Source organism: Paenibacillus doosanensis (assembly GCF_025060755.1).
In the GTDB taxonomy this organism is placed as follows: domain Bacteria; phylum Bacillota; class Bacilli; order Paenibacillales; family NBRC-103111; genus Paenibacillus_S; species Paenibacillus_S doosanensis.
In genome coordinates, this window is sequence record NZ_JANYUY010000008.1 from 111,418 (window position 1) to 130,162 (window position 18,745).

An 18,745-nucleotide genomic window follows, 5' to 3' on the forward strand; every position below is an offset into this window, starting at 1 on the left:
GCTCCTTACCGGTTAATGGTGACGACGACCTGCTCCTCCTCAACATCGACGGGGAAGGTCTCCAGTCTCGGTTCTTCCTCGCCGGGAGCTTCGACTCCGACTTCATATGTTTTGACCCGGCATTTGTTGGGATCGAACAGCGATTGCCCGTTCGTCAGATCGAATTCCCAGCCGTGCCAAGGGCAGCGGACAACCTCGCCCTCCTTGCCGTACAGAAATTCCCCGGGCTTGGACGGCAGTGTCGTTCCCGTCACCTTGCCGAGGCAGAGCGGAGCCAGCTGATGCGGACAGCTGTTTTTTACCGCATAATATGTTCCTTTAATATTAAAAACGCCGATCGAAATGCCTTCCAGACGAACGATTTTCCGTTCCCCGGCTTTAATATCGCCGGTGCTTCCTACGACATGTTTGCCCATTGACCATACTCTCCTCCCCGATGAACGGCAGTCAAGCTTTACGCCAGCCCATAAAACTCCTGCGCATTTTCAAAAAAGATCCGGTTGTACAGCTTCTCCGGCAATCTCGGAAACGCCAGCTTCGGACTGTCGAAGTCCCAGTGCGGATAATCGCTGGAGAACATCAGAATATGCTCGGCGTCCATCATCCTCAGCATGTGCATCATGTCTTCGTCGCTGTCCGGTCTCTCCAAGGGCTGCGAAGTGATGCGGACATGATCGCGCAAATATTCGCTCGGCCGCTTCTTCACCCATGGAATTTCATGGCGCAGCGCCTTGTATTCCATATCGAGCCGCCACATTAAGGGGACGATCCATGTGGAGCTGCCCTCCACCAGCACGATGCGCAAATCCGGGTAGCGCTCGAAGGTGCCTTCGGTCAGCAGGCTGACCAGATGCGCCATGAAGCTGAGCGACATGCACGTATGCCATTCGATATAATGGCTGGGATTGCCCGGCGACGGCAAAATGTTAATGCCGATGCCGTCGAGTCCCGGATGAATGGCGAGCGGCAGATTATGGCGGCAGCACGCCTCGAAGATCGGATGGAAATTGCGGTGCCCCATCAGAAACCGGGCCCCCGAGTCGGTCGTCACCTGCACGATATGCTTATGGCCGGCCCAGCGGTCAATCTCCTTCGCGGAAGCGATCGGGTCGCTGTGGTTGATGACGATGGACGATTTGAACACGCCGTCGGGATTATCCGGCCCGATCCACGTATCGGCGATCCATTCGTTGTAGGCGGACGCTATCGCGTTGCCGTAGTCGAGATCGGGAAATTGGCAGCTGTTTTCGCGCGGAATGAGAATCGCATGTTTCATGTTGTATTCTTCGATTAATTGCTTGCGAACGAACTGCGGGTCGGAACCGGCCGGACCGCCGTCCGGCGGATTCGAATCAAGCCGCATGCCGTGCGACGGATTGCCGTAGAACAGCCCCCTGCCGCCTCCGCGAAACCGGTCCCGCCAAAACTTCGGCATATACTGCCGGATTTGATCCAGGCTCTTCGGAATCGGGTGAACGTCGCAATCGATAATTCCCGGTTTTTCTTTTCCTGCCATTGCCGCTCCCCCTCCTTATCTGGCCACCTGATCGGGAGCGTGCCGCTCCAGCCAACCTCGCAGCGGCACATCTTCCTCCGTCGGCGTGTAATATCCGTTGCAGTTCGTCCCCGCTCCCAGCAGCTGCCGGCGGATCGGTTCGCTATCGGCCCACAAGCTTTGCACGGTCATATCGTCCTTGGTCCGAATCCAGCGGTAGCCGTATCCGTAGAACAATACTTTGCGGGTAATATCCGACCAGTTCGGACTCGCCGTATGCCACAGCCGCCGGTCGAAGAACACCGCCGTCCCGGGCTTCACGCAGATCGGAATCGCGCCTTCCGGCTGGCCGTGGCCGCCTGCGGGCTTATCCAGCGTATTGTTCAAGTGGCTGTTCGGCACGATCCAGAAGTTGCCCCTTCCCTGCTCCTGCAAGTCGGACAGAAAGTAGGCCACTTTCAGCGACATTCTCGGTCTCGGCACCGTTTCCATATCCACGTTCATTCGTCCGCTGTCTTGATGCCAGCCGAACGTCTTGTCGCTTTTCTCCTGACCGCTCGGCGGCGTGACGATCATATGCGCATGATACAAATAAATGTTCCAGCCCAGAATCCCCCATACTTTGGGCAGCACCCTCTCATAGTCCACCAGGTCGAGAAACAGCTTGTGATCGGGAATAAAGTTCGGATAAAACAAAGCCTTGTTGGCCTCATGCCCGGCCTGGACCTTCTCATCGTGAATCCGGTCGACCTCCCGGGTCAAAGCCTCGACCTGCTCCGGGGTTAAAGCGTCCTCCAGCACGAGATAACCCGTCTTGTCAAAGGTTTGGCGTTCTTCTTCCGTTAGCGAGTACCGCAAGCAGCTGGCATCCATGGGTTCATTGCCTCCGTTCTTTGGTCTAATGGCGGGCGGCCCGAATGAAGACCGCCGGCTTTCCACTACATCATAGTTCGTTTTCACGGCTCAGACCATTAATGATCCGTTGGCATTTGTACGATTCTACGGTTCGGCGGCAAATATTTTTGTCGATGCTTACCCCGACTTCTGATGCAGGAAAGCGGTCGGCGAATGACCGGTCACCTTTTTGAACACCCGATTGAAATAGGCCTGATCGCAAAATCCGGTCTTTTCGGAAATTTCCCTTACCGACATCGACTTCTCCAGCATTAAGTCCTTGGCGACGGAAACCCGGACGACATGCAAATATTCAATCGGCGTAAATCCGGTCACTTCCTTGAAGGCGCACGTAATATAATTGGGCGTTCTCCCGCTGTAAGCCGACAAATCCTGGAGCTTCAGAGGGTCGCTGTAATGGGCGGCGATATAATTTTTAATATCTTTGACCATCTTGGTTTTTTTACCTTTAATTCCTCTATGATCCAATTCATGATTGATAACGCTGAGCACCTCCATCAAAATCGCCGAACAGGCCGCATTGACGTAAGGCCCCTTCTGAAGCCAATGATGCAGCAGGATGGACAGCCTCTGCTTAAAGTAGGCGGTGTTGTCCAGCCTAAGCTTATACGCCCGGTTCTCGGATAAGATGGGCAGCAGTTGCTTGTCGTCTCCGGTAGGCTCGAAAAAAACGGCATACCGCTGATGATCCTCCAGCGCTTTCGCCCACCGAAAGGAGCCCGCCGGAATGAGCAGCGCGTCTCCCTTCTGCAGCGGATAGTCCTCGTTGTCCACGTGATAAACCAGCCTCCCGCTCGTAATAAAGATCAGCAAATAGCTCGGCGTCAACGATCGGCCCAAAGCCCATTTGCCGCTCAAATCTCTCACATAACAGGAATGAATGTTTAACATATCGACATCGGCTCCCTTCGCGGTAACTTCTCTCTCTTGGACATCTACTGAAACATCAGCTCGTAGCTTTCGGCAAACTCCAGAAACGCTTTGCGAAATTGCGGCTGCTCCCGCTGCTTCCTGACATACTCGCGGTAATCGTCCATGGAAATCACTCCCATAATGGCCGCTGTTCTCATCGCGATGTATTCGTCCTGAATCTTCGGCCATTCCTTAAGCCACGTCTCCGAACGGATGACGCGGAACGGGTCGATCGCATGCTCGGCGCCGTAGAGCGTTCTGGCGGTCTCCTTCATCCGGTCGTTCCACTCTTTGGGGGCGGCCGTATTAATCACCTTCTGCCACGGGTCCAGCGCATTCGGGAAAATTTGCATTACCGCATTGCTGATTTCCTTCTGGGCCAGCTCGGTCGGTACCCTCTCCCCGCCGACGACCCGGTAATGAATGCCTTGGAAGCCGTGCAGCAGCTGCTCGGTCACTTCGGATGAAACCGCCTGGTTGTACATGTGAAGAATGCGCAGCGCCTTCTCTTTCGGCACCTCCCGGGAAATGACGAAGCCTCCCGTATATCCGACCCCGAATTCTCCGGTATGCCCGTCGGGACCGTTCAAATATGTAATGACGCCGGCCTCGTAGTGCGGGTCGAGCTTCTTCAAATCCTGGTCGTACGTATAGCTGTGATACATATTTTTCTGAAACGTCAGCGCCTTGTCCGAGCGGAACATATATTCCTTGTCGCTCCCTTTGAGAACGGCAAACTCCTTGGACATCAGCCCCATCGCGTACACGCTGCGGTACCAGGCTACAAAATCGGTATAAGCGTCGGTAAAATATTTGTGAACAAGCCCTCCTTCCCCGTTGTAAACCGGTTCGAACCCGCCGAAGGCTCCGAAGAACGACTCCTCAAAATGCAGCCCGACATATTGGCGCTCGGGATAAGCGTCGACGATTTGTTTCAAACCGCCGATATAGTCGTCCAGCGTAGCAGGCTCGGGAAGCCCCAGCGCCCGAAACAAATCCGGCCGCCAATGGAGCCCTCCGTCGAGCAGGGGGCGCACCCTCGGGATCACATACCGCTTGCCGTCGATGCTTGTGTATTTCCACACCTCCTCCGGAATGTATTTCGCCAAATTCGGGAAATCGCTCCAATCTCCGGCCAGCTCGCCAAGCTCCCAGAACATGCCCTGCTTGACCGCCTTGGTAAAGACGCCGTCGTCGAGCGTGTTGACCACCAGCACTTCCGGCAAGCTGCCCGAGGAGAGCACCAGCCGCAGCCTCGTCTCGTAATCGTCCAGCGGAACAAATTCCGCCTGCAGCTTCACCTTGAACAAATCTTGAACCTTGGTCCAAAAGCGGTTGTCCAGATCCGGAATTTCCCTCGGCGTATTGGACAGCGCATTCAGCGTGAACGGCTTCCCCCAGTCCCACCGGGCCGCTTGCTCGGGCGGTTTCACCGCGTCCGGTTTAGGAAGCATTCGCTCCGATTTGCCCGTGCCGCAGGCGGCCATCGTGTAGCAAACGACCGATGATAACGCTAATGTCAATATTTTGTTCCCAAAGCGCAGACGAGCCATTAGCCAATCCTCCTCCTGCCTTCCTTGCCTTTGAGGAAAGCTCGTTAACGGATAGATCTTATTATTATTGTAAGCGCATTCTTTTTAGATGCTAGGGACTCGTTTCGGACGATTTGGTTCCGGTTTCGGAAGTTCGTCCCCTTCATCGTCCTCGCGATCCAGCGCGGGCAGCTGCAGCGTCACCCGGGTGCCGGCGTCGATCCGGCTTTCAATCTCGATGCCGTACTGATCTCCGAAGGCCAGCCGGATGCGCTTGTGAATGTTCAGGAGCCCCATGCCTCTCGCACCCGGAACCTGCTGATACGTCTCGGAGCGGGATAAATAATGCTGAAGATCGCGCAGCTCCTCTTCCTCGATCCCTTTGCCGTCGTCGGAAATTTCAAAGCAAACCCAGCCGTCTTTGGTTTTCCAGCCTTTGATGCTGATGCCGCCTTTGCCGCTTTTGCGCTCCAGCCCGTGATATACCGCATTTTCCACGATCGGCTGCAAAATCATTTTGGGCATTTTCAAATCGAGCAGGCTTTCTTCAATCCGGATATCCGCATGAAACTTATCGACGTACCGGATGGACATGATTCGCAAATAATCTTGAATGCAGCCGATCTCGCTGCGGATCAGCACGAAGTTCTCCTCTTTAATGCCGTATCTGAAAATTTGCGCCATCGCGATGGAAATTTCGACAATTTCCATCACTTTGCTCGCCAGGGCGATGCTGCGGATGCATTCTAACGTGTTATACAAAAAATGGGGATTAATTTGGCTTTGCAGGGAGGACAGTTCCGCCTGTTTTTTGGCGAGTTCCATTTGGTACAGCGAGGTATTGGCCTGAATGAACCTTTCATTCGCCTCATCGATTTTATCGAGCATCCGGTTGATCTCCGCCGCCAATATGCCGATTTCGCTGCGCACCGACAGCAAAAGACGCTGCTTCCCGCCGTAGTTGCCGATATAATTGACAAATCGAATAATCGCGCTTAACGGGATCGTCACGCTGCGAATAAACAGCAGCCCCATAACCAGAATGATCAGCGTCATCACCATGCCGATGATGAGACCGATATTGCGGATGGCGCGAAGCTCGTCCGTCATTTCTTTAATCGGGATTAAACTGACGATTTTCCATTGGAGGGGACCGATTTCCTTGATCTGCACGTGATCGGCTTTGCTCAGCTCGTCCAGAGACTTGACGTCGAAGAACTTTCCTTTGGCCGCGGCTTCGCTTGCCGTGACGATGCGCTGCTCGTTGTCGACAATCATCAGGCGGGAATTCGGCGTCCCCTTAATATCTCTGACGATATGATCCAACGCGTCGGTTTTGTAGATGACGACGCAGGTTCCAAGCTCCGGCGTGTCGCTGGCGTCGTTGATCGACGAAAAGATGGGCTGAATATAAACATAAGCGGGGTTGGCCAATTCCGGGGCCGTTATTTTGCCGTAAAACTGCGCCTTCGGATTTTGAATATTCAAGCTGTACTTCTTTTTGACGCCGTCCAGAACGACGTAATCGTCCGGGTTCGATGCGCCGATGATGTTGCCCGATTTGTCGACCATCAGAATCGACTGAATGTTCTTGTTCGCGGCTTTTACGCCGGAGAGAATCTCCATGACCATTTTATTCAATTTGAGCCGGTAAATCGGATCGCCCGACCCCAGATAATCATGCGTCATCGTGTTATAAGCGGAAGCGAGCGCGGCGTCCTTAATATCCTGATTAAACGATACGAGTCTTTCTTCCACCTGTTTCATAATGTTCGACGTGTGGATATTTTCCTTATCCTCGGTCAGCCCGTAAAAATTCATATAATAATAAATTTGCAAAAGAAAGATCATCAAGGTCGAAATGCCGACCATCAGCAGCAGCTTCTGTTTCAGGGTCATGCCGGTTACGATACGCACTTCTCTCGCCAGCCTCCGTTTCAATAGGTTGCCTTGAGCTTACGGTAATTCGATGGAGTGAGCCCGTACCATTTCTTAAACACTTTGTTGAAGTACGCATAATCCTTGTAGCCTACTTTCTCGCATACTTCATGAATCGAATGGCTCCGCTCCCTCAGCAGCAGCTCCGCTTTTTTCATTCTCAGCCGGGTCATATAATCGGTGAAGGTCGATTTGGTCGTTTTCTGGAATAAGTCGCAGCAGTACGTGTAATTAATGTAAAACCGGTGGGAAAGCTCTTTGAGGTGAAGCTCCTCCATATAATGGCTGTCGACGTACTCCAGAAGCAGCCCGAAGTTTTCGTTGACGGCAAAATTGGCATCCGCGCCGGAAGCCTCCGCAGCCGGCACAGCCAGCTGCTTCAAGTAAGCGCACAGCTGCTCGAAATCGGCAAAACGCGCCGTTAATTCCTCGTAATCCATAAATTGCAGCTCTTCCCGCAAGGAGCTTTCGCCGAACGGCTTATGCAGGGCGGAGACGATTTGATTCCAGAAGTAAATGACGTCTTTGATCCCCGCCTTCTTCTTGCGGAACAGTTCGGGAAACGACTCGTACTGCGGAATCGGATATTCCCCCGCAGGCTGCTGCAGGGCGGAACAAAGCTCGTACACCCGTTTTCTAAGCTCCGGGAGACTTTCTTTTCGGAACAGAAATACGCCGCCTTCGGGGAACAGAAACGACGATTGCAGCGCTGAACGAGCCTCTTCAATCGCTTCCGCGATGCCCCTGTCTCCGGGCGACGGGCGGCTGACGCCGATAAACAGCCCGGTCGCGTCCGCAACCTGCCACCGCGCTTCCAGCGCCGAATGGATGCACGACGCGTCCGCAGCCAGTATAACCGTACGGCCCGGATCGGCCCGGAAGGCGATATGCCCGGTTCCTTCCAGCCAGCCTTCCGCTTCGGCCAGCCTCGCTTCGGACGCCGATTCCATCCACAGCGCCTGCAGCGGCTTGCCCTGCCGCCGGAACCCTCTGGCACTCAGCAGCTCCTCGATGCGGGCTTCTTCCCCTTTATACAGCGCTTCCATAACATCTTTATCCTTTTGACGCTGCGCAGCTTCAAGCTGCTCATGCAGCCGTTTCAGCACGGCGTCGGCCTCCTCGAACTGCAGCGGCTTCAGCAGGTAATCGAAGCAGCCCAAGCGAAGCGATTCCTGAGCGTAATGAAAATCCGCCGCTCCGCTAATAATGATAAATTCGGAACCGATCCCCTCCTCTCTGCTCTTGCGCATTAAATCCATGCCGGAAATTTCCGGCATTCGAATATCCGTCACTACCGCATCGGGCCGTTCCTGCCGGATGTACTCCCAGGCTTCCTGCGAATCCGTCGTCTCCATAGCTACCTCGAAGCCGTAATCGTCCCAACGGAACGTATTGCGGATTCCTTTCAACACCCACGGTTCGTCATCGACAATCGCTACTCGGTACATAGCCCTCCCCCTCCCCCTTCTGACGATAGAAAAAACACAGGCTTACAATTAAGCCTGCATGCGGTTTAAGTCTACTATAATCTTCATTATACGGCAGGCACTTTAAAAAAATATGCGAAACGTGGCTGGGGAATCCGCGGGGATTATGTCGAAAACGGTCGATGCGACGCATTTTCGCCGGGTCCGGGCCAAGGAAGTGCAGCACGCTCGCCATGCCGTTGTTAAACCGCGCTTTATTGTATATAATTCCCATATACCCAACACAAAATGTTAAGGAGGACAAGCGATGACGGCAAAACCTAATGTCCCCGCCAAGCGATCCTTAAGCCTTGAAGCCGATCCAAGCGCCGTTCCCCGGTAACCCCGAGGACCGCCTCTTCGTTTTCTTATTGGTACTGGTACAAATCGATAATGAAAGCGGGAGGATAACCGATGTGGCCTAAAGAAACGGATTGGACGAGTTTGAAGTTTGGAGTGGAAATCGAATTTATCGGCGGCGAGCCGGAGCATTTGGAGCTGCTGCCCGGCTGGGTAATGTCGCTGGACGAACGTCTGATCGACGAAACGGGGGAGGAATCGGGCAGCGAGCTGAAGACGCCTCCCCTCTTATGGGGAGAACGCGAACAAATCGCCGTCATGCTGGAGCGGCTGCAGGCCCAAGGAGCCGCCGTCAACTGGAGCTGCGGACTGCATGTTCACGTCGGGCTCGAGCCGTGGGGAGAGCGGATACTGCTCCCCTTGCTGGATGCGGCGCTGGCTTATCAGCATGCGCTCCGAGCCTTGCTCCGCACGGCGGAGCATCGGCTGCTGTTCTGCCCTCCTGTGACCGCGGAGATGCGGGACCGCTGCGCAGCCGAAGCGAGCGAGGATTCCGTCCGCCGCCGCGGGCGTCCCCAGTCCCATCGCTGCGGAATCAATGCCGCCGCATGGTTCGACATCGGCACCGCCGAGATCCGGTATGCGAACGGCAGCATGGACTATCAAGAGATCCTCCGGACGGTGCAGCTCTGCCTTCGCTTCATAGCCGCCGTCGGCGCAGGCCACAAGCTGTCCGGCAAGCCGCATGAGCTGGCGGCCCTCCTCGGCGTCCCCGCTCGCGGCTATCCGGCGCCGATCGCGCCGCCCCGCTGGTTTCGGGAGCGGACATGGCTGGACAATGCCCTGATCCCGCTGCTCGCTCCTATGGCCGGCGAGTTGGTGCCCGGCGGGGAAATCCATCACATTTTGCCGTATGCGGACGGCTTGTCCGTAGCCATAGAAGGCGACGACGGCAGATTGCGCCGATACGCCCTTGAGCTTCCCGCGGCGGGCTGGAACATCGTACGCCGCATTCCGTAACAACGACATGGACCCTTCCGCCGAGGCGGGAGGGTCTTCTTTTCACGGCTCGACCGACAGAAGCAGAAGCTTCATATTTTGATCCAGGCATCGCCCGCCCAGGAATGGATATGGTACCATCCGTCGCCGCCTTTTTCGAAAGCAGTTACTTTTTGCGGAGTAATCTGGCCCAGCTTGTAGGCGTCGTCCCACGGGTATACGTTCAAATCGGTCACGCGCTTCACTTCGACCGGCTCCTGAACGGGCTTTACATCCGCGGGAAGCGAGTATCGCAGAGTGATCCATTTGGGGCCCAGCACCGTCTGAATTTGATAATACCACTCGTTTTTCCAATAAGCGTAGCCGTGCCAGCGGGCCAGCACCTTCACCGTTTGCGGCGTAAGCAGAAATCCGCTCCCTTTGCCCATATTGACCGTATAAGGGTCGTCGAATACGAAGGTCGTGGACTTAAGCTCCAAGCTTTCATCCGGCTTGCTCGGCATAATTTCCAAAGCGCCGCCTTCGGGGTTAATCCACTTTTCTCCCAGCCATGTCTTCACTTTATAAAATTCGCCCTTCTGCGCGACGACCTGAAGAATTTGCGGAGTGATCTTGGCGATCGCCCACGCCGCGCCGCCTGCCGGGATGTCGTTAAACAAATTTTCCGGCTTGAAAATCGACAGCGTCTTGCTTACCGGGCTTTCTTGAAGATACGCATCCATAGGCAGTTCATTGACAACCATCTTCCCGCTGAGCCGGTCGGCAATCGCATCCGCAATCGCTTCGTATCCGGCTGCGGCCGGGTGAATCGTGTCGTTCATCAAAGGATGATGCGGCATCGCTTTGCGGCCGAACACCAAATTCGGAATATCCAGCACATCGACCCGCTCGTCATAGCCCTCGAAGCTTTTGTACACTTCCCACAACTGATCGGAATACAGCTGGGCATTCTCGATCGGCGACAAATAAATGGAAGAAGACACATTCTGCGTTAAAAACGGATTCGGTATTCTCAGCAGCACGGCTCCGTTCGTCTCATGAAGCAGGCGGTCGACGGCAATCTGCAGATCCGCCCGGATCTGCTCCGGGCTGCGCCCCGGCGAATCGGAGCTGCCTCTTATATCGTTGATGCCGTAAGACAGAATATACAAATCGGCCTGGTCGGCCACCGCCTGATCCAGCGTGTTGCCGTTCTTCGAGCTGTTATTGACAAAATTATGCAGCGTAATGCCGCTGGTTCCCCGGTTCTGCAATACCGCCCCTTCCAGCGGTCCTCCCGGCAAGGCATACTTGCTTTTCAAACGGTCAAACATCGCGGCCGCCGCTTCCGTCGTGCTGTCGCCGACAAAATCGATCCGCTTGCCGGATTTGGAGCTTTCGTAAAACGAATGAACAGGACCCGGCGCGGAAGCCGCCGCGGTGGCGGTGAAGCCTGAAAATGCTATAGTGCAGGCAATCGTACAAGCTGCCATGATGGTTGCGATATTTTTCTTCATCGGTATGCTCAGCTGCTCCTTCATGAATTGTCGTTTGGCCTATTATTGCCAAAAATCGCTGCGGGCACTAATCGCGCTCCGCTAGAAGGGCTGTGAAAAAGTCCGCTGCGGCGTCCATTTGATCCTCCAATCGCTGTTGAAAACGGATTCTTTGGATTGTTTTTTCGTTTTTCTGTGGAGAGAATCCGTGTTCAAAGGCGAACGCTTACGCTTTTCCAGATTCAAATGGCCCCTCCGCTCTTTGTTCACCGGGCTTCTAGGCGCACTCCCTAGTTTACGATTGAACACCGTTCAAATCAAGCGTTGCCCCGGCGAACAAGCCAAACTTCCGGCAGCGGCTGCCATACCATGTTATAACTCGATACAATATGGAAAAAGAGCATCCCATTTGACAGTTCGTATCCCCGCTTTTTATTATAGCTATAGCGGATGTTTAAGGGGGACGATTCATGTCAAAAGAAGATACTCATCTATCTGTGCTAAACTCTCTGGAAGGCTTGATCAGCGAGGTTCTGCTTCAGCCGTATACATTCCGGGCCATCTCCAGCCATAATGTCCACCTGGGCGTAAACTCCAAATGGTTCATTCCGGATCGAATCCTCGACGATATCCATATGCTGTACGTCGTTTCGGGCGAAGGCACTTATGTCGTGGAAGACCGGACTATCCGGCTGACGCAAAACCATCTCCTATTTCTGATGAACGGCACGCGGCACTACGCTTACCGTAAGCAGGACACTTCCTTTCGGATCATTCCCATGCGGTTTCGCATCTACGACCCGACTGAGGATAAGCTGATCGTCTCCCGCATAAAGCCGTTTCATTTCTGTTATTGCCCGGGCAATCGGATGCTGATTCAGAACTTGTTCGAAACGATTCATAAATACCGTCAGCTGCCTCCGTCGATCACGAAGGACGCCCTCGTTCACGCCGTTCTCTCGCATGCTTTGGCGGCGATCCACAGCGATTACGAGTCAGCCTTGAACCGGCACAAAATTCATCCCGGAATCGCAAAGCTGAAAGAATATATCGACGATCGCCCGACGGAACGGTCCAGCCTGCCGCAATTGGCGGAAGTAGCCGGACTGTCGGCCCATTATTGCTCCAAAAAGTTTCACCAGGCTTACGGGATGCCGCTAAAGGAATACCAGGTCATGAAACGTATGGAGTATGCCGAATATTTGCTGCAACACTCGAATCAGTCGGTCAAAGAATTGGCGCTGATCATCGGCTATCCCGATCCGTATACGTTTTCCAAGCAATTCAAAAAGTACAGAGGGTATTCGCCGTCTTCCGTCACCCCCGCCTTATGAGTCTGTCCAACGAAGTTAATTTTGTGTGTGGGTTCATCGGACAGACTCTTATAAGAACGGATCTCCAACCTCTTCCTGCCACTTGCGCAGCTTATATAGCAGCTCCTCCACTTTATCGGCGTACTCCGGTAAGCCCGATAGATCGTTGATCTCCCACGGGTCCTCCTGCAGATCGAACAATTGCAGCTTGTCCGTGCCCTGTCCGTCCGCCGTCTTCGTATAGCGGATCAGCTTCCACCGCTCGTCCTTGATCATACGCTGCAGCTCTTTATACGCCGCGCCTACCTTGGCCCTGCGGCCATCGTCGGAGCCGCGCATGGCAGCCGCCAGGGAACGGCCTTCCACCGTCTCCGGAACGGGAGTGCCGGTCAGCTCGCATATCGTCGGAAAAATATCGATCTGGCAGGTCAAATCGGCTACGACGGCTCCTTCGGGCACGCCGCTTCCGGCAACGATAAGCGGAATCCGTACGCTGGAATCGTACAGGTTTTGTTTGCCCATTAATCCGTGGCGGCCCAGCGCGAGCCCGTGATCGGCGGTGTAGACGACGATCGTATTGTCCGCCAGTCCCCGCTCCTGCAGCGTTCTCATCACCCGCCCGATGCCTGCGTCCATATGAGTAATCATCGCGTAATAATCCGCGTTATGCTTGCGCACCGCCTCCGGCGTTCTCGGCCAAGCCTCCAATTGCTCGTCCCGAATTTGCAGTTCTCCGTTGTCAAACGGATGCTCCGGCATGTAATTGGGCGGCAGCGGTATCTCTTCCTCCCGATACATCGCATGGTATTCCGGGGGCGCCATCCTCGGGTCATGCGGGGCGGTGTAGGCCAAATAAAGCATAAAAGGCTCGTCCCGTTCATATTGGCTGAGAAACTCGGCAGCCGCCTCCGTAAATACATCCGTCGAATGCGCCTCCAAACGATAAGCGTCCTCTTTCTCATAAGTACCGCCGGGAGTATAGTCATGAAGCGGAACATCGTAATGATCGTTCATCCCCCCGAAAAACAACCGGCTCCCCCCGCCAAAAGAGCGGTCGAACGCCTTCTTATCGTTATGCCATTTGCCTACGGCAAACGTCGTATACCCTGCATGACGCAGCGTTTCGGGCAGCAGCGCCAAACGCGGCGCGATCGTCTGTCCATCCGCGCAGCGGAACACGCTGACGCCGCTATGGATGCAGGCGCGGCAAGGCGTACACAAGGCCGCGGAACGGCCTCCCATCATATGCGTATTGGCAAAACGGACTCCCTTGGCTGCAAGCGCATCCAAATGGGGCGTCCTTACAACCGGATCTCCCGCGCAATGCAGCGCATCGTAACGGTGATCATCGGCAACTATCATGACGACATTCGGTTTCTTCATTTTGTATTGGCCTCCTCTATTGCCCGGCAGCCTCAAGCTGCCCTTCCGACATGTTCTTATAGTAGCGAATGCGCGCGCGAGAACCAATGTCAAAAACGGCGAATCGGATGGTATAAAAGAGTAGTTCGACGCCGCAAAAAGAAAGAAGCGCCTCTCTTGCCGCCTGCCGGCGCCAGAAAGGTGCTTCTTCCTCATAATTCCAGCGTTCTTTTACTTGGAATGATCCAGCATCGCAACAATTAGCGTAACGGCTTCCGCGCGCGTCGCTCTGTCCTGCGGTGCGAACAAGTTATTGTCTCTGCCGTTAATGATGCCTGCCTTAGCCGCTGCGGCAACTTGAGCCGTTGCCCAATCAGGGATCCGTTTCGCGTCGGCAAAAGCCGGTGCCTCTGCGTTATCCAGCGGCAGCTTCAGCGCTCTTGCCACCATAACGGCGATTTCGGCGCGCGTAATTTTCCGGTCGGCGCGGAAGGTGCCGTCTTCATAGCTGTTAATGATGCCTGCCCCGACGGCTTGCTCCAGAGATGGAAGCGCCCAAGACGGGATGCTGTTCATATCTGCGAATGGAAGCTTCGTTCCTTTGCTGTCCAGCTTAAGAGCGCGGCTTACCATCACGGTAAATTCGGCACGGCTGATCTCTCCTTCAGGACGGAAGCTTCCGTCCTCATAGCCGTTGACGATGCCGAGAGCGGCGGCCCGTTCAACCGCGGCCTTCGCCCAATGGTTTTTCATGTCGGCGAAATCCGTTTTGGCGCTTGGAGTCGAAGGCTTATCGGAACCTGCAGCCGCTTCTGAGCCCAATGTGAAATCATCGCTGACTTTGCTCATGCTTGCTTGATCGAATGTAATTTGAACGTCGTACTCATGGAAGTAGTTCATTTCAGCCCAATCGATTTTGACCCATGCCTTCAGCTTGGAGGCCAGATCGCTCACCTCGAACTGCACGACGCGCGTGTTGGCCGCCTCATTATTGCTAACCACCGCTGCGTCGTTCAGGGTGCCGTTCAGATCGGTCTTAAAGGCTGTGATCTCCTTGCTTTGCTTGAGCTCGAAGGAGAAGTACTGCTTGCCGCTCTTCACTGTCAGCAGCCCCGGAGTGACGACATAGGTTTGCATAACCGATTGCTCGTCGGTACCGTATTTCAGCACGGTGTAGTTCATCTTGTACTTGCCGTCGGCAATCGTATTCGTTGTAACGACAGCGCTGCTTCCGCCGCTGCTGCTGTTTTTTCTGTTGTTATTGTTCACGATCGTGCCCGGAATCGAGCTAACGGGAGCTACGCTGCTGAACTGCAGCTTATACTCCGCTTCCGTTCCGTCGCTTGCCGCCAGAGCGAGCGCATAAGTCGCTTGCAAATCATCCGTTTCGAATTGCAGGCTCGTCGTCTCTTCATTGGCCAGCGCTCTTACCGTACCCGGCTGGGCTGCGGCGTATTGCGGCGTAAGGTCTTTATTGAAGGAACCGTCTTGATTGTACTGCTTGATCGTTTTGACGGTAACTCCTTTTTTCAGCTTGAAGGTTGCCAGCTGCTTGCCGCTTTGCACCTTAAGCGTTCCCGCGCTTTCCATCCAATTGCTGATTGGAGCCGCATCCGGGTCGCTGGAGGATGCAGAGAAGCTGAAGCTGTAATTGCCGTCTTTGACCGGACTCGCCAAATCGACGGTAATCGCGCCGAACCCGATTTCAAACGCGTATTCTTGCCCTCCGTTGGCGGTTGATTTGGCCAATCCTTCGAGACGTTTCGTCAAATCCGCAACGTCGAAGCGAACGATTCTCGTATCGGCGGCGGCATCAGTGTCTAACACCATCGAATCAACCAGCGAACCGTCAGGCTTAGTCTGGAAGCTGGTCAGCTCCGAGCTCTTTTTCAATTGGAGAGAAACGTACATTTTACCGCTTTGAACGACCAGCTTGCCGCTTGCCGGATCGGCATAGTCAGCCAGCGGCGACGTATTGCCGGTGCCCTTTTGGAACAATTGATAAGCGATTTTGTATTCGCCGTCAGGCAAAGTTTGCACGGTCTTAATAACCAAAGCCAAGAAGGCGTCAAGAGCTTGTTGCAGCGAAGCTTTCGCTGCGTCGACCTGCTGCTGCGTGGACGCTGAATTTGCATTTACGGCTTGCGCCTGCTCCAGCGCCGCCAGCAGTTCTGCTTTCGACCCTGCCGGATATTGTCCGAACGCGCTGCCTTCCACCGCATTGTTGTATATCGTTTGCGCATTTCCGATCACGGATTGCAGCAGCGACTTGTCGACGGAAGGATCGGGATTGCCCGGATTTTCCGGATTGCCTGTAGGCAGGTTGCTGAAGCCGAGTTCAACCTCGTACTCATGATCGTACAAGCCGATTGGAGGCGGCAGCTGCCAGTAAATTTTCACCCAGCCGTTCAAGCGGGCGTTCAGGTCGCCGACTTCAAAGCGAACGACGCGCGTATTGGCCGCCGTATCCTCGCTGACCGTTTCCGTCTCCGTCAAGACGCCGTTTACTTCCGTCTTGAACGATTTGATCTCCGCGCTTTGCTTCAACGCGAAAGATACATAGTATTTGCCGCCGATTACCGTCAATTTGCCGCTCTTGGCGTCGACATAATCATACATAACCGACTTCTCGTCAGAACCTTTTTTGTAAATTGCAAAATCGATCGCATATTCGCCGTCGGCGATCCCAGTTCCCGGATCGGGATTCTTCACATTGACGGATGCTTTGAACGTGTTGACCGCTTGCTCCAGCGCCTGCAGCGCAGCCGCAGACTTCTCGGTCGTGCCCGTTACGTTGGACGCTTCGGCTCCGGCCGTATTAACGGCCGCTTGCAGCGCATCCTTGGCCGCTTGCGGATATTGGCCCGGCTCCGTGCCGACGACCGCGCTCCGGATCAGCGTTTTGGCAGCGGACACGGCTTGCGCCAGCGCGCTGTTGTCCACACCGTTCAAGTTCAAACGAATATCGTACGTTTTATCATAGTTTTGCGCCGCAACGACGATGTGTACTTTGGCGTCAATCAACGCAGCCAAGTTATCTACCTTGAACCGGACAACCCGGGTATTGGCTGCCGTATCTTCGCTGACAACCGTCGTATCGACATATTCATTGCCCGACTTCACTTTAAACTCTTTGATCGTCGTGCTGTCTTTAATCGTGAAAGAAACATAAGTTGCTCCGCCGACCGTGCTTACGGAAGCCGGCTTCAAGAAGTAATTGTCCATGCTGGAGAACGTATCTCCGGCTGCATCGACAGCCGAGTAATACAGCGGAGTAACTTCAACCGCTGTCGCTGTCGTTTTAAAGACGTCGAGCGCCTGCGTCAAAGCGTCGTTTGCCGCAACAATGTCGGGACGAATGGCTGCCAGATTGGCCGCTATCGGCTTGGCGTCAGCGAGTTTCGTCTGCAGATCGGCTTTCGCATCGGCAAATGCTTGTTCCTGTCCAGCCAATGGTTCCGAATAGTCATACAAATTTTGCGCCTCGCTCAGCGTCCGGTTTAACGCATCCAATTGATTGCCGTTGTAGCTGATGTATACTTCTTTCGTTTCGCCGTTCAGTTTATAGCGGATATAGGAGCGGCCTTCCCAATAAGGCTCCCTGCTGCCTGAACCGCGCACGATCACTTGATATACTTTCTTTTGCTCGTCGGAGCTCTTGAGCAGCGGTAGCGCCCGCTGAGCTTCATTGGCGTAATCGAGACCCTCGATGGAGAAACCTGCGCCGTAATTTTGACTGAACAAATGTGCTGTGGATTGGACCATCTCCTCCGGAGCCGCTCCAATGAAGGTCAGATTGGCTCGCAACGCGTCAGAATTATCCAGCGTATTGATAAATGTAGCTGTTCCGGCAAGCTCCGGAGCTTTATTCGAAGGCACGCTGGTAGGCTGCAGTGAATCCAGCACGATCAGCTTTGGCGTTTCCACAACAGCGTATTCGTTTGGTTGATAATATTTCAATCGATTCGTTGCTGTTCTAATTTGGCTTGCTGTCGCGTACACGTTCTGCAATACGGTTCGCGGCATCGTCGAGCTTGAAGTTGAAGTCAAATACGTATTCAGAGAATCCTTAGATCCTTTTCTATACTCACCCGGTGTGACAGGAGGATAAGTATACCCTTCTTTACACTCCGCATACCCGATCTCGTGCATATTTTTATAAGCTTCCTGAGATGCAAAATACTGCTCAAAAAGCTCTGTCTTGCCTTCTTGAGAATTAACGCTAAATTTATACGTATCCAACGCTTTCGTCAATGCGTTGTAGACGCTGTTAATCAGCTCGGGAGAAGGGTTGCCGGATGCAATATATTCCTCCGCAAGCGAAATATTCGTATTCAGCTGCTGCTTGGAGCCTGTCGGATATTCTCCCAAATTCGTTCCTTCATACGTGCTTGCCGTTACCGACTTCGATTCGGCGACAAGACTTTGCAGCTGCTCCAAGTTGAACGTCACCGGCTGATCGATAGTAGCGCATTCTTCATCGCCCGTATTGATCGACAACTGCACATTGTACCAGTAGTCATAATCCAAACCCGGGTAGGCAGGATCATTCTTAATAACGATATGCATAAGGACATCCGGTTTCTTGGCGATGTCTTCGACATCGTACGTTACGATTTTGTTGCCGGAACTATCTGACGCATCCCGAACCGGTACAGTCTGGTAACCGTCCATCCCTTGAATTTCTTGTGTCACAGGATTAATGACAGCTTTAGCCGCTCCCGGTTTACGAAAACCGAGGTATTGAAAATAATTGTAATTGCTTTTCGTAATTTGATGTTCAAATTGTATTTTTCCATTCTGGACAATCAGCTTCCCTGAGTTTTCCACGGACATAAAGGGATTGGCAGCGGAAGACTCGTTCGTGTTGTCTTTCAAATAACGGTATTGGGCTGCATGCTCTCCGTCGGTAATTGCTTCGGCAGCCAATGCTGTTCCCGTGTTAATATGAAATGCGGAGAAAAAAGATGACAGAAATAAAGCCAGCGACAACCATATAGCTATGGATTGCTTCCTATTGCTTTTCAACGTGTATGTA

General features: G+C 53.8%; 12 protein-coding genes. 2 read left to right on the forward strand and 10 right to left on the reverse strand.

Annotated features, from left to right (window positions below; all coding sequences use genetic code 11):
- Positions 1 to 5: 5 nt before the first annotated feature.
- From N0M98_RS09125 to N0M98_RS09155, 7 genes are all read right to left on the reverse strand, one after another.
- Positions 6 to 416, reverse strand: a complete 411-nt coding sequence (locus tag N0M98_RS09125; RefSeq protein ID WP_249861712.1) for a Rieske (2Fe-2S) protein — start codon at positions 414 to 416, stop codon at positions 6 to 8.
- Between the two features lie 38 nt (positions 417 to 454).
- Entirely contained in the window at positions 455 to 1,516 is a 1,062-nt protein-coding gene (locus tag N0M98_RS09130) for an amidohydrolase family protein (protein WP_249861711.1), read from the reverse strand.
- A 15-nt stretch (positions 1,517 to 1,531) separates the two neighbouring features.
- Positions 1,532 to 2,368, reverse strand: a complete 837-nt coding sequence (locus N0M98_RS09135; RefSeq protein ID WP_249861710.1) for a phytanoyl-CoA dioxygenase family protein — start codon at positions 2,366 to 2,368, stop codon at positions 1,532 to 1,534.
- A gap of 159 nt (positions 2,369 to 2,527) precedes the next feature.
- Complete coding sequence (locus N0M98_RS09140) at positions 2,528 to 3,301, reverse strand: AraC family transcriptional regulator (protein WP_259617623.1); 774 nt, start codon at positions 3,299 to 3,301, stop codon at positions 2,528 to 2,530.
- Positions 3,302 to 3,345: 44 nt separating this feature from the next.
- A complete protein-coding gene (locus N0M98_RS09145; protein ID WP_259617624.1) occupies positions 3,346 to 4,875 on the reverse strand; it encodes an extracellular solute-binding protein in 1,530 nt (509 codons plus the stop codon).
- Between the two features lie 84 nt (positions 4,876 to 4,959).
- Positions 4,960 to 6,771 carry a cache domain-containing sensor histidine kinase gene (locus N0M98_RS09150; protein WP_259617625.1) on the reverse strand — a complete coding sequence of 604 codons (1,812 nt, stop codon included), beginning with the start codon at positions 6,769 to 6,771 and terminating at the stop codon, positions 4,960 to 4,962.
- Between the two features lie 20 nt (positions 6,772 to 6,791).
- Entirely contained in the window at positions 6,792 to 8,240 is a 1,449-nt protein-coding gene (locus tag N0M98_RS09155) for a response regulator (RefSeq protein WP_259617626.1), read from the reverse strand.
- A 432-nt stretch (positions 8,241 to 8,672) separates the two neighbouring features.
- Between N0M98_RS09155 and N0M98_RS09160 the strand changes: the two genes are divergently transcribed.
- Entirely contained in the window at positions 8,673 to 9,578 is a 906-nt protein-coding gene (locus N0M98_RS09160; RefSeq protein ID WP_259617627.1) for an amidoligase family protein, read from the forward strand.
- Between the two features lie 71 nt (positions 9,579 to 9,649).
- On the opposite strand, the gene N0M98_RS09165 is transcribed toward N0M98_RS09160, so the two are convergent.
- Positions 9,650 to 11,053: an SGNH/GDSL hydrolase family protein gene (locus N0M98_RS09165; RefSeq protein ID WP_259617628.1), complete on the reverse strand. Its 1,404-nt coding sequence runs from the start codon at positions 11,051 to 11,053 to the stop codon at positions 9,650 to 9,652.
- A gap of 449 nt (positions 11,054 to 11,502) precedes the next feature.
- Between N0M98_RS09165 and N0M98_RS09170 the strand changes: the two genes are divergently transcribed.
- Positions 11,503 to 12,366 (forward strand): helix-turn-helix transcriptional regulator, encoded by an 864-nt coding sequence (locus N0M98_RS09170; protein WP_249861703.1) that lies wholly within the window; start codon positions 11,503 to 11,505, stop codon positions 12,364 to 12,366.
- 48 nt (positions 12,367 to 12,414) lie between these two features.
- Here N0M98_RS09170 and N0M98_RS09175 read toward each other — a convergent pair whose 3' ends face one another.
- The gene (locus N0M98_RS09175) at positions 12,415 to 13,728 is read right to left on the reverse strand and encodes a sulfatase family protein (protein ID WP_259617629.1); all 1,314 of its coding nucleotides are present in this window, start codon (positions 13,726 to 13,728) and stop codon (positions 12,415 to 12,417) included.
- A 210-nt stretch (positions 13,729 to 13,938) separates the two neighbouring features.
- The gene (locus N0M98_RS09180) at positions 13,939 to 18,735 is read right to left on the reverse strand and encodes an NEAT domain-containing protein (protein WP_259617630.1); all 4,797 of its coding nucleotides are present in this window, start codon (positions 18,733 to 18,735) and stop codon (positions 13,939 to 13,941) included.
- Between the last annotated feature and the right edge of the window lie 10 nt (positions 18,736 to 18,745).

Bases quoted from the DNA above. Each gene is read 5' to 3' on its own strand.
- N0M98_RS09125 (WP_249861712.1), bottom strand. From the start codon at position 416: ATGGGCAAACATGTCGTAGGAAGCACCGGCGATATTAAAGCCGGGGAA.
- N0M98_RS09160 (WP_259617627.1), top strand. From the start codon at position 8,673: ATGTGGCCTAAAGAAACGGATTGGACGAGTTTGAAGTTTGGAGTGGAA.
- N0M98_RS09135 (WP_249861710.1), bottom strand. From the start codon at position 2,368: ATGGATGCCAGCTGCTTGCGGTACTCGCTAACGGAAGAAGAACGCCAA.
- N0M98_RS09175 (WP_259617629.1), bottom strand. From the start codon at position 13,728: ATGAAGAAACCGAATGTCGTCATGATAGTTGCCGATGATCACCGTTAC.
- N0M98_RS09145 (WP_259617624.1), bottom strand. From the start codon at position 4,875: ATGGCTCGTCTGCGCTTTGGGAACAAAATATTGACATTAGCGTTATCA.
- N0M98_RS09165 (WP_259617628.1), bottom strand. From the start codon at position 11,053: ATGAAGAAAAATATCGCAACCATCATGGCAGCTTGTACGATTGCCTGC.
- N0M98_RS09155 (WP_259617626.1), bottom strand. From the start codon at position 8,240: ATGTACCGAGTAGCGATTGTCGATGACGAACCGTGGGTGTTGAAAGGA.
- N0M98_RS09130 (WP_249861711.1), bottom strand. From the start codon at position 1,516: ATGGCAGGAAAAGAAAAACCGGGAATTATCGATTGCGACGTTCACCCG.
- N0M98_RS09170 (WP_249861703.1), top strand. From the start codon at position 11,503: ATGTCAAAAGAAGATACTCATCTATCTGTGCTAAACTCTCTGGAAGGC.
- N0M98_RS09140 (WP_259617623.1), bottom strand. From the start codon at position 3,301: ATGTTAAACATTCATTCCTGTTATGTGAGAGATTTGAGCGGCAAATGG.